A 13,450-nucleotide genomic window follows, 5' to 3' on the forward strand; every position below is an offset into this window, starting at 1 on the left:
CAGGCTCAGCATGAGTCAGCCGCACAACGGCAGGTCCGGCGTGCGCCAGCCGCGCAGCAGCGGGCCGGGCCTGTGCCGACCGCACAGCGGCAGGCTCAGCATGAGTCAGCCGCACAACGGCAGGTCCGGCGTGCGCCAGCCGCGCAGCAGCGGGCCGGGCCTGTGCCGACCGCACAGCGGCAGGCCCGGCCTGCCTCAGCCGCACAACGGCCGGTCCGGCATGCCTCAACCCCACAACGACCGGTCCGGCATGCCTCAACCCCACAACGACCGGTCCGGCATGCCTCAACCCCACAACGGCAGGCTCAGCATGCGTCAGCCGCGCAGCGGCAGGTCCGGCGTGCGCCAGCCGCGCAGCAGCGGGCCGGGCCTGTGCCGACCGCGCAGCGGTGGGCCCAGCGTGCATCAGCCGCACAGGGGCGGGTCCGCCGTGCGGCAGCCGCCGAGGCCCGGCAGACCCGGCAGACCCGGCACACCCGGCACACCCGGCACACCCGGCAGTAGGGAGTCTTCCCCCACCCCGCACCTTCCCGGAGGCGGGGGCGGGCCCCCGCACCCCCCGGTGGGACCGCGTCACCAGGGGCTTCGCCCCGGTGACGGGGGGCGTCAGCTCCGCCGGGGACGGGACACCCTGGCACTGGACGACGTTCGTGGCCGGGGCTCCGTCGGATCCGGGGTGGCGGGCCTCGGGGATGCTGCCTCCGACGACCTCGACCGTCCCGCCTCGGCGCCGTTCGTCGCCCGGCCAGGGCCAGGGCGGGGTCATGCTGCCTCCGTGCGGTCTGCCGTCATGGCGGCCGCGTCCAGGAGGGCGGTGCCGACGATGAGGTCGGCGCCGCCGAATTCCGGGTCTTCGAGTTCCGTGCCGTCGTCGACCGCGAAGAGGAGCCGCTCCTCGCCCTGGCGGTACGCCGTGCCCACCGCCGGGCTGGCCGCGTGGACGGCGAGGAGGGCGACCAGGTAGGGCAGGTCGGGGTCGGAGCGGCGGGCCTCCGCCAGGAGGCCGGACAGGCGGCGCGGGGCGTCGTGCGGGAGTTCGAGGAGTGCCATCGCGGCGGCGAGCTGTTCCTCGCTGAAGCGGCTGTCGTCCGGGGTGGCGATCAGGTCCGGCTCCGGCATCTCCAGGCCCAGGTGCTCGCGCTCCACCGGCGGGGTGAGGAGGATCTCCACGAGGTCCGCGACGCGGACCGAGACGGGGGTGCGCAGGCCCGCGCCCGACGCGAAGAAGGCGTCCGTCACGCGGATGGCCTGGGCGACCGGAAGCGGCAGCGTGGGCGCCACGAGCTGGCCGTAGAGGTCGATTCCGGAGCGCGGCGCGGGGGCCGCGAAGGCCTGGCGGTCCTGTTCGGCGCGGAACAGCGGGCCCGCGTCGAGCAGTCGGGACTGGAGCTGCGTGTGGCGGCGGATGCAGTCCTTGACGATGTCGACCAGTTCGGCGGCGCGCCGCTTGTTGTCGGGCTCCTCCGCCTCGTCGCGGGCCTTGCGGATGTTGGTCAGGATCGCGTTCTCGTGGCGGTAGCGGTCGGCGACGTGGTCGAGGGCCTCCGCGATCATGTCGGGGACGGTCACCAGCCAGTCCACCGCCCGCACGTTGCGCCGGGTCGCGTCGAGCGTGCGGCGCAGCGTCTCGGCGTACTGGACGGTGCGGTAGCGGGCCTGCTCGGCGGCGAGTTGGGCATCGGCGAGCCGGCCCCGGCTGATCAGGACCTCCAGTTTGACCTCGGCGGCGATCTGCGCGCTGGTGACGTCCGTGTCGAGGGCGCCGACGAGGACGTTGACGGCCTCGTCCGTCGTGCGCAGGTACACCGCGCCGCCGTAGCCCGGGACTTCCTCGATCAGCTTGAAGTCGTAGTCGCGGCGGACGTACACCCCGTCCGGGCCGAACGTGCCGTAGATCGCGCGGAATCCGCGGTCGACGCTGCCGACGTTGATGAGGTTCTCCAGCACCCAGCGGGCCACCCGCTCGTGCTCGGCCGCGGGGCGCGCCGGTGCCTGGGCGGCGACGCGCGGCAGCAGGCGGGCCACTATCTGCTCGTGGTCCGCGCCGGTGTCGAAGTCCATGTTGAGGGTGACCAGGTCGATCGCGGCGAGCGCGACCTCCGCCATCGCGTACACCCCGTACTCGCCGGCCAGATTGGCCTTGCGCACGTCGAGGTCGTGCAGCGGGGCGGTGCAGGCGAGCGCGCGCAGCCGCCGGGCCAGGCCCTCGTCGGCGGCCGGGCCCGGCGCCGGGGAGGGAAGGGTCTTCGCCGGGGCAGGGAGAGTCACGGGCAAAGACTAGGCGCTGACCCTGACAACATCCCAAACGGGATGGTTCGCCCGATCCTCCCGGCCGGCCGGCCACGGGGGTCCGCGGCCTGTTCTACGCTCACCGCATGGCTCCCGTGATCACGCCGGACACCCCGGCGGCCGCCCAGGCGGACATCCCCGTGATCGATCTCAACGCCGACCTCGGCGAAGGCTTCGGGCGGTGGACGCTGACCGACGACGAGGCCCTGCTGTCGGTCGTCACGAGCGCCAACGTCGCCTGCGGCTTCCACGCCGGCGATCCGTCCATCATGCGCCGGGTCTGCGAGCTGGCGGCCGCGCGCGGGGTTCGGATCGGCGCGCAGGTCTCGTACCGGGACCTGGCGGGCTTCGGCCGCCGCGCCATGGACGTGCCGGCCGGTGAGCTGGCCGACGAGGTGGCCTACCAGATCGGGGCGCTGGAGGTCTTCGCGCGGGCGGCCGGCTCCCGGGTGTCGTACGTGAAACCGCACGGTGCTCTGTACAACCGCACCGTGCGCGACGAGGACCAGGCCGGCGCCGTGGTGGCGGGCGTGCTGCTCGCCACCGGTCCCGGCGGGCTCCCGGTGCTCGGGCTGCCCGGGTCGCACCTGCTCGCCGCCGCCGGACGGGCCGGGCTGCCGGCCGTCCCGGAGGCCTTCGCCGACCGCGCCTACACCCCCGCGGGCACCCTCGTACCGCGCGGTGAGCCGGGCGCCGTGGTCCACGACCCGGACGCGGTGGTGGCCCGTGCGGTGGACATGGCCGCCCGGCACGTGGTGACGGCCGCCGACGGCTCCCGGATCCCGGTGGCCGCCCGCTCCCTGTGCCTGCACGGGGACACCCCGGGGGCGGCGGAGCTGGCCCTGCGGGTCCGCGAGGCCCTCGGCGGGGCCGGGGTGCGGGTGGAGGCCTTCGCATGAGGGCGCTGGAGGCCGGCGCCGGGGCGCTGCTGCTGGAGGTGGACTCCGCCGAGGAGGCGGCCGCGCTCCACGCGGAGCTGCTGCGCCGCCGGGACGCGGGCGAGCTGGGCGACGTACGGGAGATCGTGCCGGCGGCCCGGACCGTCCTGCTGGACGGGGTACGCGAGCCGCGAGCCCTCGCCGCCCGGATCGCCCGCTGGCGCGTTCCCCCGCTCGCGCCGTCCGACGGGCCGCCCCCGGTGACGGTCCCGGTGCGCTACGACGGTCCGGACCTCGCCGAGGTGGCCGCGCTGTGGGAGGTGGCGCCCGGGGAGGTGCCCGGCATCGTCTGCGGGATCACCTTCCGGGTGGCCTTCTGCGGGTTCGCCCCGGGCTTCGGCTACCTGACGGGCCTGCCCGCCCGCCTGCACCTGCCCCGGCGCGCGACGCCCCGTACGTCCGTGCCCGCGGGCTCGCTGGCCCTCGCGGGCGAGTACGCGGGGGTCTACCCGCGCTCCTCCCCCGGCGGCTGGCAGCTGATCGGGTCCACCGACGCGGTGCTGTGGGATCCGGCGCGGGAGCCGGCCGCGCTGTTCGCGCCGGGGGTACGGGTGCGGTTCGCCGAGGCGGGGGCGGCGGCGTGAAGGGGCTGGAGGTCGTACGGGCGGGCGCGCTGACCACCCTCCAGGACCTGGGGCGGCCCGGGTACGCCCACCTCGGCGTCCCCCGGTCGGGGGCCCTCGACGCGGGGGCGCGCGGGCTCGCGAACCGGCTGGTGGGCAATCCGCCCGGGGCGGCCGTCCTGGAGACGACCCTGGACGGGGTCGGGCTGCGGGCGGTCGGCGGCCCGCTGACGGTCGCGGTGACCGGAGCGCCGTGCGCGGTACGGGTCTGCGGGCGCCCGGCGGCCTGGGGAGCGCCGGTCCTGCTGCGCGACGGGGCGGAGCTGGACGTGGGCCGGGCGGAGTCCGGGGTGCGCGGCTACGTGGCGGTGCGGGGAGGTTTCGCGGTCGAGCCGGTGCTGGGCAGTCGCTCGACCGACCTGCTGTCGGGCCTGGGCCCGCCGGTCCTGTCGGCGGGGGCGGTGCTGCCGGTGGGTGCACCGGGGCCTGACCCGGTGGCCGGGGTCGACGGTCCGGCGGCGCCGGGTCCACCTTCGGAGCTGGTGCTTCCGCTGCGGCTGGGGCCGCGGGCCGACTGGTTCACGGCGGAGTCGGTGACGGGCAGCCTGCTGCGGGCGACGTACCGGGTCTCGGCCTCCTCGAACCGCATCGGGATGCGGACGGAGGGGCCGGCGCTGGTACGGGCGCGGAGCGGGGAGCTGCCGAGCGAGGGCATGGTGCTCGGGGCGGTACAGGTACCGCCGGACGGGCGGCCGGTGGTGTTCCTCGCGGACCATCCCGTGACCGGGGGGTATCCCGTGGTCGGGGTCGTGGCGGGGGCCGCGCTTGATGCGGTGGCGCAGGTGGGGGCGGGGGTTCCGGTGCGGTTCGTCCGGCTCTGACCGGGGGGCGGCCGTGCCTGGTTCCGCCCCGGCGGGGGGCGGCCGTGCCCCGTTCCGCCCCGGCCGGGGCTGCGCGGCAGCGTTCCCGCCCGGGCCAGGGGTGCACGGCAGCGTTCCCGCTCCGGCGGGGGGCGCCCGGTGCCGCCCCGGCCGGGGGTGCGCCGCCCGGTGCCGCCCCGGCCGGGGGGCTCTGCCCCCCATTCCCGCCCGCCGGGCGTGCGCCGCCCGATTTCGCTCCGGCCGGGCCTGGGCTGCCCGGTTCCCCTGATGACCCGGGGCCCGCCCCGGTCTTGCCCGCCCTGGGGGCTCCTCCCCGGGCGGGCGCCCTTCGGGGCCTGCGGGGGCGGGGCGGCTGGGCCTCGGCCGTGCGGGGGCTGCGGCTGCCGCTGCGCGGGGCTGGGTCCCCTACCCGCCCTTCCACCGTTCCCCGGGCGCTGCCCGGACCCCGGTCCTCAAACGCCGGACGGGCTGAAAACGGGCTACCGGGCTGCGCCCGGACCCCTCCGGGGCTCCGCCCCAGACCCCGGTCCTCAAACGCCGGACGGCTGGAATCGCTGCGCCTCGGTCCCCTGCCGCACCGCGGCCGGAATCGAGCCGGACGCCGGCCGCATTCCAGCCCCTCCGGCGTTTGAGGAGCGGGGGTCCGGGGGCCGGCCCCCGGGAACGGAGCCGCACCCGGCAACGGGTCCGGGGCGCAGCCCCGGGGAACGGGCGAAGGGCGGGTAGGGGAACTCCGCACCACGCAGCGGCACCCGTGCAGACGCGCCACCGCGGACACACCCGGCCCGGGCCGGATCCCTGGCAGCGCCAGGGTCCAGACAGGGAGGGCCATGGCCCAGAGCTCGTAAAGGTTCAGAGGCCAGGACCCGCCCGGGCCAGGGGCCGGGACCTACCCGGTCTATGGGCCGGGACCCACCCGGTCCACGGGCCGAGACCCGCCCGGGCCAGGGGCCGGGACCTACCCGGTCTATGGGCCGGGACCTACCCGGCCCATGGGCCGGGACCCACCCGGTCTATGGGCCGGGACCCGCCCGGTCCACGGGCCGGGACCCACCCGGTCCACGGGCCGGGACCCACCCGGTCCACGGGCCAGGGCCCGCCCAGGCCAGGGCTCGGCGCCCGGCCGGGTGGGCCGGTGGGGGTTACACCGCCGACTCCGGGGTGATGCGGCTGCGGACTGCCGACTGGACGTCTTCCTCTTCCGCCGGGTCGGCCGCCAGGCGGCGCAGGCGCGGGGCCACTCGGGCGTCGGCCGTTTCGGCGTGGCGGGCGGCGACCTCTCGGGTGGTCTCCTCGCAGTCCCAGAGGCATTCGACGGCGAAGCCCGCCGCGAAGGAGGGGTCCGTCGCCGCCAGGGCGCGTGCGACGCGGCCGCGGAGGGCGGAGGAGGCCGTCTCGCGGTAGACGTGGCGCAGGACCGGGGCCGCGCAGGCGATGCGGAGCCGGCCGGCTCCGTCGACCAGGGTGAACAGGGGGGTCGAGTCCGGGCCGGAGCCGCGGACGGTGGAGCGCAGGGCTCCGAGGACGAGGGGGGCGTCCTCGGTGCCGCCCTTGGCGGCCAGGAGGGTGGCTGCGGCCGTTCCGAGGGCGTCGGGGCGCTGGACCCAGCGCCGGGCCCGCTCGACGGCGGCGGGGCCGCACATGCGCTCGTAGGCGGCTACGGCCGGCTCGTCGCCGGCGGCTTCGATGAGGTCCAGTACGGCCGGGTTGTCCGGCTCGGCGAGGACCAGGTGGTGCAGTGCGGTGGCGCGGGCGGCCTCTCCGCAGGCTCCGGCGGCGGCCGCCAGGATCGCGGAGCGGTCCTCGGGGGTGGCCACGGCGGCGAGGCAGCGGGCGGCCGGGACGTGCAGGGGGGTGCCCCGGCGCAGTCCGTCGGCGGCCCAGTCGAAGACGGCCTGGACGCCCCAGCCCGGCTGGGGGCCGCGCGGGGTGAGCTGGCGCTGCCAGCGGTCGAAGGAGCCCTGCTGGCGGGCGGCGCGCAGCCGCTCGGCGTGGGCGTTGGGTTCCGCCGCCTCTTCCCACAGGCGCCAGGGCCTGGGCTCGTAGGCGTCGCGGACGGCGGCGGCGAGCCGCGCCTCGCCCTCGGCGCCGGCGGGGAAGCGGGCGAGGACGGGGCCGGCGAGCGAGCGCAGCCCCTCGTCGTCGTCGCGCAGGGCGAGTTCGTCGAGGGCCCAGGCCCAGTTGGCGCCCGTGGCGGCGTAGCGGCGCAGCAGCATGAGCGCGTCGTCGCGGCCGTACGAGGCCAGGTGGCCCAGGACGGACAGGGCGAGGCCCGTGCGGTGGTCGTCCTCGTCGACGAGGTCGTCGACGCTGAAGAGGTGGGCCTCGATCTCGCCCAGGGGGCCGTCGAGATCCAGGTACAGGCGTGCGTAGTACAGGGAGCGGTTCTCGACCTGCCAGTCCTGGCGCGGATCGCCGGCCACGCAGTGGTTGAGCGCCGCGAGGGCCTCGGCCCTGGGCGCCGCGAGTGCGTGCAGCGTGCCGTCGCCGCGGCCGCGCTGGAGGAGACCGAGCAGGGTGCCGCTCGGCGCTATGACTGGTTCGAACATGGGAATGGCCTCAAATCAAGCTGGGGACGCAACCGGGAATCGGAATTCACAGGGCCGCGTAACAGCATGCGAGGACGTCCGCCGTCAGGTTCCGCTCGATGTAGACCATTGCCTTCTCACTCTCGTCGGTGCTTCTCGGCCAGGGCGGCGGTCCCCCGGCAGGAGTGGGGGTCGGACACCCGTTGTGTCCTGCCCGCTCCTGCCCGTCCGTCCTGTCCGCGAATCGAATCCGACGCCATGATGACCCAGGCGGTTTGCGCGCCGCGACCACATTTAAGGCCGCCGTGACCAACCCGTGAGGTCTGGACCGGCCAAAGAACCGGCCAGGGCGCGGGCAGGGACCGGGCAGGGACCGGGCAGGTACCGGCCAGAAACGGACTACTTGGCTCCGAAAAGTTCCAGCAGGTCGGCCTTGGCGAACATGCGGGCCGTGTCCACGGCGGAGGGAGTCCCGGCGTTCGGGTCGGCGCCGCCGGCGAGCAGCGCGCGGATGACGGCCTCCTCGCCCTTGAAGACCGCCCCGGCGAGCGGGGTCTGGCCGCGGTCGTTGGCGCGGTCGGCCTCTGCACCGCGGGCCAGCAGGGCCGTGACGGCCTCGGCGTGGCCGTGGTAGGCGGCGAGCATCACGAGGGTGTCGCCGCGGTCGTTGGTGAGGTTCGCCGGGACGCCCGCGTCGACGTACGCGGCGAGGGTCTCGGTCTCACCCCGACGGGCGAGGTCGAAGATCTTGGTGGCCAGCTCGACGACGTCCTGGTCGGGAACGTCCGGGGAGTCCTGGGAGTCCGGGGAGTCCGGGGAGTCCTGGGAGCCGTTCTCGACGTGCTCACTCATCGGTCGTACCGCCTTTCACGGGCAGGGCTGCGCACGGCTCTGCGTCCGTACGGGTGAAGCGTCAGAGTAACGCCCGGACCTGCACATGAGAGGCGCGGGCCGAGGCAATGATCACCTTGCGGTCCCCGTGCCCCCAACCCGCCAGGCGCGCCACCCGGGAGGGGCCGGTCCAGTGAAAAATTGCTGGATTCACCCGTATGCACCTTTTATCGCATTGATACTTCCTGTGAGCCTGGAAGAACTGATGGTGACTGTCCCCACCCACCAGGAGAACTGACTCATGGTCCTGTCCATCTCAGGTGTCGTCCTGCTCGGCATCATCTGCTTCCTGTTCTTCAAGAAGGACGGCATGAAGCTGACGCACGCGTTCGTGTGCGCACTCTTCGGCTTCTTCCTCGCCGGCTCCGCCATCGCCCCCAGCATCACGGCGAGTACGGCGAGCCTCGCGAGCCTTCTCGGCGGGATCAAGCTCTAGCGCCCGGCCCCCGGCACCCACCCGAAGCATCCACAACTCCAGGAGACGCCCGTGGCCCGGCGCCCACTTCCCCGCATCCTCAGCAGCGGCACCGTGTCGCTGACCCGGGGCCGCGACTTCGCTCGCACGGCCGCCGACAGCGCCACGGACGTCCTCCATCCGCTCCTCACCATCGGACGCGGACTGCGGGTCCTGGCCTCGGCCGGACGGCGCAAATGGTGCGACACCCCCAAGGACAAGCGTGGTCCCGCGCTGTTCCTGGGGGCCGCCTGCGTCCTCGTGGTCGCGCTCGTCCCCTACGGTCCGCTCACCGCCCTGATCACCCTCATGGCGGCGGCGGCCTGGCAGGGACGCGACCGCACCCCGGTGAAGACCGGGCCCAGCGATGCCGAGACCGAACGCCTCGGCTCCCTCTACGAAGCCCTCGTGCCGTACTTCTCCATCCCGGAGGACCCGAGCCCCCTCTTCGCCCACGGCGGGGAGTGGGACAAGGCCTTCAGCGGCTACGAGTTCGACGAGGCGGGCCGCGTCACCCGGCTCCACATCCGCTACCCGGCCTACTTCACCGACGGCGAGGCCGCGTCACGGGCCCGGATCGAGGCACTGCTGCACGCCAAGTCCGGACGCGGACGGGAGTATCTCTTCGACTGGGACGAGGAGGGCAACCAGCTCGACCTGAGCGTGCTGGCGGCGCTGCCGACAGGCATCGCCGCCCAGCCTTTCGTCACCTCCCCCGGTGAGACCGTGCTCGGCTTCACCGACCCCGGCAGCGTGCAGCGCACCCTGCCCGTCCTGGACGGCGACGAGCCCCGGGACGTGCCGCCGGTCATCTGGCGCACCGGCTCCCGCTCCGCCGAACCCCATCTGCTGGCCGTGGGCCAGCCCGGCAGCGGTACGTCCACGCTGCTGCGCTCCATCGCGCTGCAGGCCCTGCGGCACGGGGGCGAGGTACTGATCGTGGAGGGCGGCGGCACCGGCGAGTACTCCTGTCTCTCCGGCCGCGCCGGCGTGCTCGCCGTGGAGTGCGGGCCGACCGGGGCAATGGCCACCCTGGAATGGGCCGCCCGCGAGACCGAGCGGCGCCTGATCGCCACCCACCGGGCCCGCGAAGCCGGCCGGCCCGCCCCCGAGGACACCCGGCGTCCGCTGTGGATCCTGCTCGACCGGCCCAGCGTGCTGGCCCACCTGGCCACCGCCGAGGGCGCCCCCGACCCGATCGCCCAGCTCCAGGTGCCGCTGCGGCACGGGCGCGCCGCGCACGTCACCGTGGTGGTGGTCGAGCAGTTCGACCACCTGGAGCTGCTGAACGACTCCGTCTGGCAGCACACGCGGGCCCGGGCGGTGCTCGGAGCCGCCACGATCCAGCAGATCGCCGACGTGCTGGGGCTGCCCCCGCACACCACGCCGACGGCCGTACTGCCGCCGGGGCGCGGGTACGCCCGGCTCGGCTCCGGTCCCGTGCACCGGCTCCAGGTGCCGGCCACCCCGGACCCGTACGACGACGCCACCCACCCGGGACACCGGCAGGCCGTACTGGACCTGCTGCCCGAGCGGCAGGCACCGCCCAAGCCGGTCCCGGACCACGTCACCCTGAGCAAGCCGCTGCACATCGTCCAGGCGCCCGCCCAGGCGCAGGGCCCGGCGATCGACGCCTCGGAGATCCCCGAGGTCCCGGCGGACGCCCCGTAGGACTCCGCGGGTCCGGCGCATCGGATCCGTCCGGCCCCTCCGGCTCGTCCTGTCCTACGCGACGAAGGTGCGCGGCGGCTCCGCCCCGCCGCCGCCCGCTCCGGTGGCGACCAGCCGGGCGGCGGCGGCCAGCCGGGCCGCCGCTTCCTCGGCCACCGGGCCGCCGACGGTGAAGGGGAGCCGGACGTACCCCTCGAAGGCCCCGTCGACACCGAAGCGGGGCCCCGAGGGGACCCGTACGCCCACCCGCTCCCCCACCTCGGCCAGCCGGGAGCCGGAGAGCCCGCCCGCGCGGGCCCACAGGGTCAGGCCGCCGAGCGGGACCCGGAACTCCCAGTCGGGCAGCTCCCGGCGGACCGCCGCCACCAGCGCGTCCCGGTTCTCGCGCGCCTGGTCCCGGCGGATCTCCACGGCCTGCGCCCAGCCTCCGGTACGCATCAGCCAGTCCACCGCGAGCTGTTCCAGCACGGGCGTGCCCAGGTCGGCGTAGGCGCGGGCGGCCACCAGGCTGCGGATGACGTCGGGGGCCGCGCGGACCCACCCGATGCGCATGCCGGCCCAGAAGGCCTTGCTGGCGGAGCCCACGGTGATGACCGTGGAGCCGGCCGGGTCGAAGGAGCAGACCGGGCGGGGCATCTCCAGCGCCGGGTCGAGCTGGAGCTCGACCATGGTCTCGTCGGCGACGAGGACGGTGCCGGCGGAGCGGGCCGCGTCCACCATCGCGCGGCGCTGCTCGTCGGAGGCCAGGGCCCCGGTCGGATTGTGGAAGTCGGCCACCACGTAGGCGAGCCGGGGGGCGGAGTCGCGGAGCACCTGACGCCAGACGTCCATGTCCCAGCCGGTCAGCCCCTCCCCCATGGCGACGGGCACGAGGCGGACGCCGGCGGCGCGCATGAGCTGGAGGATGTTGGCGTAGGACGGGGATTCCACGGCGATCCGCTCGCCGCGCCCCGCGAAGAGGCTGCAGATGGCATCGATGGCGCCCATCGCGCCCGTGGTGACCATGATCTGCTCGGGCATGGTCGGGATGCCGCGCTCGGTGTAGCGGTCGGCGAGCATGCGGCGCAGCGCGGGGAGTCCGGCCGGGTAGTCCCCGTGGGTGTGGGCGTACGGCGGGAGTTCTTCCAGGGCTCCCTGGACGGCCTTGGTGAGCCAGGGCTCGGGGGCCGGGAGGGCGGCGCAGCCGAGGTCGATCATCGAGCCGAGGGATTCGGGGGGCAGGGGCTCCAGGCCGCGGGACGGCATGGGGTTGCCGGCCGGCACGGAGGTCCAGCTGCCCGCGCCCCGGCGGGATTCGAGGAACCCCTCGCCGCGCAGGGCCTCGTAGGCGGCGGCGACGGTGGTGCGGCTGACGGAGAGGGCCACGGCCAGCTCCCGCTCGGCGGGGAGCCGGGCGGCGACGGGGATGCGGCCTTCGAGGACGAGCAGGCGGATGCCGTCGGCGAGGGTGCGGTACGCGGGCAGCTTGCGCCCGCCGGGCACGGAGGCCCGGCCCTGCTGGGAGGTGATGAGCCGGCCGAGCTGTGCGGCACCGACCGCCGAGGTCCACTGAGCCATGCGTTCCGGTCCACCTTCGTCGAATTGGCCCCTGCCGACCCGTGGGGGCCGTCATTGGATTGGTCCTGCAGGGTCCAGGGTGCCACGGAGTGCTCCGCGCGAAATGGGGAGGCCCCGGCCCGGGGCCCGCCTGTAGCGTCCGGAGGGTGGCTCTGGACCTCTTTCCCCGCGGCATCCCGGACCTGACCGAGCGCGCCGCCCACTTCGTGACGGTTCAGTGCACCCGGCAGGAGCCGGTGGACGTCGGCGCCCACCGGGAGCTTTGGCTCGCCGACGGCGCCCCGGCGCGGGAGATCAACCGGGCGGAGGCGTACGCGGCGCGCTGGGGCGGCCTGATCCTGCCGCCCTCGCACCAGTTCGAGGGCGGTCCCAAGGTCCTGGACACCGACATCCCGGAGGGCTCCGCCGAGGAGGGGTGGTGGATCCCCGCGGGATTCCCGCGGTGCTCGGTCGCTTTCGGGTTCCTGATCTCTCCGGACGGCGAGTTCGGCGCCTACGGCGAACGCTGGGCCCCGCTGCACGCCACGGTGGAGGGGTGGATCGAGTCGCAGGCGCTGGCCCACTTCGCCTTCCGGTGGGCGGACCAGGTCACCAGGCTCACCGGTGACGCGGTGGACGACCTCGACCTGACCGGCTTCGAGCGGGTTCCCGAGGTGGCGGGGATCGCGGACGACTGGTGGCGGGGACCGGACTCGCTGGTGGCGGTGCACCGGGGCGAGGCTGAGTGCTACGACGACCCGTGCGGCCGTGCCGCGTACGTGTACTCCGGCCGCGGGCCGCGCATGCCGGGGAGCTGACCCGGCGGCCGTTCACCCACCGGCAACCGGGGGTGCTCCCGCGCCGGCGCGAGCAGCGGGCATACTGCCGCGGTGACACACGGACGCCTCCCCCACCCTTACCTCGACCACCCCGGTCCGATCCCCTTCGCGCACCGCGGCGGGGCCGCGGACGGGCTGGAGAACACCGCCGCCGCCTTCCGGCGGGCCGCCGCCGCGGGCTACCGGTACTTCGAGACCGATGTGCACGCCAGCGCCGACGGGAAGCTGGTCGCCTTCCACGACGCCACCCTGGACCGGGTCACCGACGGCCGGGGGCGCATCCGGGAGCTGCCGTGGAGCCGGATCCGCGAGGTCCGGGCCGGCGGCAGCGAGCCCCTCGCGCTCTTCGAGGACCTGCTGGAGGAGTTCCCGGACGCCCGGTGGAACGTGGACATCAAGGACGAGTCCGCGGTGCATCCGCTGGTCGGCCTGATCGCGCGGACCGGGGTCTGGGACCGGGTGTGCGTGGGCTCCTTCTCCGAGCGCCGGGTCGCCCGGGCCCAGAAGATCGCCGGCCCGCGGCTGGCCACCTCGTACGGGGTCGCGGGGGTGGTCGGGCTGCGGCTGCGGTCGTACGCGATCCCCGCCGCGCTGCGCGCGGGCGCGGTGGCGGCCCAGGTGCCGGAGACCCAGGCGGGCATCCGCGTGGTGGACCGCCGGTTCGTGCGGACGGCCCACGAGCGGGGGCTCCAGGTGCACGTGTGGACCGTGAACGAACCGGAACGCATGGAGGCTCTCCTGGACCTGGGAGTCGATGGCATCATGACCGACCGGATCGACATCTTGCGCACGGTGCTGGACCGGCGCGGAGCCTGGGCCTGACCGGCCCGTTCGGCTGCGCGCCCGGTGGCGGCGGCCGC

General features: G+C 75.3%; 11 protein-coding genes. 7 read left to right on the forward strand and 4 right to left on the reverse strand.

Annotation, left to right across the window (positions count from 1 at the left end; all coding sequences use genetic code 11):
- Positions 1-762 precede the first annotated feature (762 nt).
- Positions 763-2,268 (reverse strand): hypothetical protein, encoded by a 1,506-nt coding sequence (locus tag ACIA8F_RS27940; protein ID WP_388498468.1) that lies wholly within the window; start codon positions 2,266-2,268, stop codon positions 763-765.
- Positions 2,269-2,375: 107 nt separating this feature from the next.
- Here ACIA8F_RS27940 and ACIA8F_RS27945 point away from each other — a divergent pair, with 107 nt between their 5' ends.
- From ACIA8F_RS27945 to ACIA8F_RS27955, 3 genes are read left to right on the forward strand one after another with little or no spacing between them, the layout of a single operon-like run.
- Positions 2,376-3,188 (forward strand): LamB/YcsF family protein, encoded by an 813-nt coding sequence (locus ACIA8F_RS27945; protein ID WP_399382821.1) that lies wholly within the window; start codon positions 2,376-2,378, stop codon positions 3,186-3,188.
- Positions 3,185-3,811, forward strand: a complete 627-nt coding sequence (locus tag ACIA8F_RS27950) for an allophanate hydrolase subunit 1 (RefSeq protein WP_399382823.1) — start codon at positions 3,185-3,187, stop codon at positions 3,809-3,811. The genes ACIA8F_RS27945 and ACIA8F_RS27950 overlap by 4 nt, the downstream gene beginning before the upstream one ends.
- Positions 3,808-4,671, forward strand: a complete 864-nt coding sequence (locus ACIA8F_RS27955) for a biotin-dependent carboxyltransferase family protein (protein WP_399382824.1) — start codon at positions 3,808-3,810, stop codon at positions 4,669-4,671. The genes ACIA8F_RS27950 and ACIA8F_RS27955 overlap by 4 nt, the downstream gene beginning before the upstream one ends.
- A gap of 1,142 nt (positions 4,672-5,813) precedes the next feature.
- On the opposite strand, the gene ACIA8F_RS27960 is transcribed toward ACIA8F_RS27955, so the two are convergent.
- Both ACIA8F_RS27960 and ACIA8F_RS27965 read right to left on the reverse strand, forming a co-directional pair.
- Positions 5,814-7,220 (reverse strand): HEAT repeat domain-containing protein, encoded by a 1,407-nt coding sequence (locus ACIA8F_RS27960; protein WP_399382826.1) that lies wholly within the window; start codon positions 7,218-7,220, stop codon positions 5,814-5,816.
- Positions 7,221-7,598: 378 nt separating this feature from the next.
- Positions 7,599-8,051 carry an ankyrin repeat domain-containing protein gene (locus ACIA8F_RS27965; RefSeq protein ID WP_399382828.1) on the reverse strand — a complete coding sequence of 151 codons (453 nt, stop codon included), beginning with the start codon at positions 8,049-8,051 and terminating at the stop codon, positions 7,599-7,601.
- A 280-nt stretch (positions 8,052-8,331) separates the two neighbouring features.
- On the opposite strand from ACIA8F_RS27965, the gene ACIA8F_RS27970 reads away from it, so the two are divergent.
- Together ACIA8F_RS27970 and ACIA8F_RS27975 are read left to right on the forward strand one after the other, a co-directional pair.
- The gene (locus ACIA8F_RS27970; RefSeq protein WP_007262923.1) at positions 8,332-8,526 is read left to right on the forward strand and encodes a hypothetical protein; all 195 of its coding nucleotides are present in this window, start codon (positions 8,332-8,334) and stop codon (positions 8,524-8,526) included.
- A 51-nt stretch (positions 8,527-8,577) separates the two neighbouring features.
- Positions 8,578-10,215, forward strand: coding sequence for a hypothetical protein (locus ACIA8F_RS27975; RefSeq protein ID WP_399382830.1), 1,638 nt, complete (start codon positions 8,578-8,580; stop codon positions 10,213-10,215).
- Positions 10,216-10,269: 54 nt separating this feature from the next.
- Here ACIA8F_RS27975 and ACIA8F_RS27980 read toward each other — a convergent pair whose 3' ends face one another.
- Positions 10,270-11,772 carry a PLP-dependent aminotransferase family protein gene (locus tag ACIA8F_RS27980; RefSeq protein WP_399382832.1) on the reverse strand — a complete coding sequence of 501 codons (1,503 nt, stop codon included), beginning with the start codon at positions 11,770-11,772 and terminating at the stop codon, positions 10,270-10,272.
- A 146-nt stretch (positions 11,773-11,918) separates the two neighbouring features.
- Between ACIA8F_RS27980 and ACIA8F_RS27985 the strand changes: the two genes are divergently transcribed.
- Complete coding sequence (locus ACIA8F_RS27985; protein WP_399382834.1) at positions 11,919-12,569, forward strand: hypothetical protein; 651 nt, start codon at positions 11,919-11,921, stop codon at positions 12,567-12,569.
- A gap of 72 nt (positions 12,570-12,641) precedes the next feature.
- Entirely contained in the window at positions 12,642-13,412 is a 771-nt protein-coding gene (locus ACIA8F_RS27990) for a glycerophosphodiester phosphodiesterase (protein ID WP_399382836.1), read from the forward strand.
- Positions 13,413-13,450 lie beyond the last annotated feature (38 nt).

The organism is Streptomyces sp. NPDC051563 (assembly GCF_044454225.1).
Lineage (GTDB): Bacteria > Actinomycetota > Actinomycetes > Streptomycetales > Streptomycetaceae > Streptomyces.

What these genes read in the sequence shown, in the direction of transcription:
- ACIA8F_RS27950 (WP_399382823.1), top strand. Translation starts at nt 3,185, where the DNA reads ATGAGGGCGCTGGAGGCCGGCGCCGGGGCGCTGCTGCTGGAGGTGGAC.
- ACIA8F_RS27980 (WP_399382832.1), bottom strand. Translation starts at nt 11,772, where the DNA reads ATGGCTCAGTGGACCTCGGCGGTCGGTGCCGCACAGCTCGGCCGGCTC.
- ACIA8F_RS27960 (WP_399382826.1), bottom strand. Translation starts at nt 7,220, where the DNA reads ATGTTCGAACCAGTCATAGCGCCGAGCGGCACCCTGCTCGGTCTCCTC.
- ACIA8F_RS27965 (WP_399382828.1), bottom strand. Translation starts at nt 8,051, where the DNA reads ATGAGTGAGCACGTCGAGAACGGCTCCCAGGACTCCCCGGACTCCCCG.
- ACIA8F_RS27970 (WP_007262923.1), top strand. Translation starts at nt 8,332, where the DNA reads ATGGTCCTGTCCATCTCAGGTGTCGTCCTGCTCGGCATCATCTGCTTC.
- ACIA8F_RS27945 (WP_399382821.1), top strand. Translation starts at nt 2,376, where the DNA reads ATGGCTCCCGTGATCACGCCGGACACCCCGGCGGCCGCCCAGGCGGAC.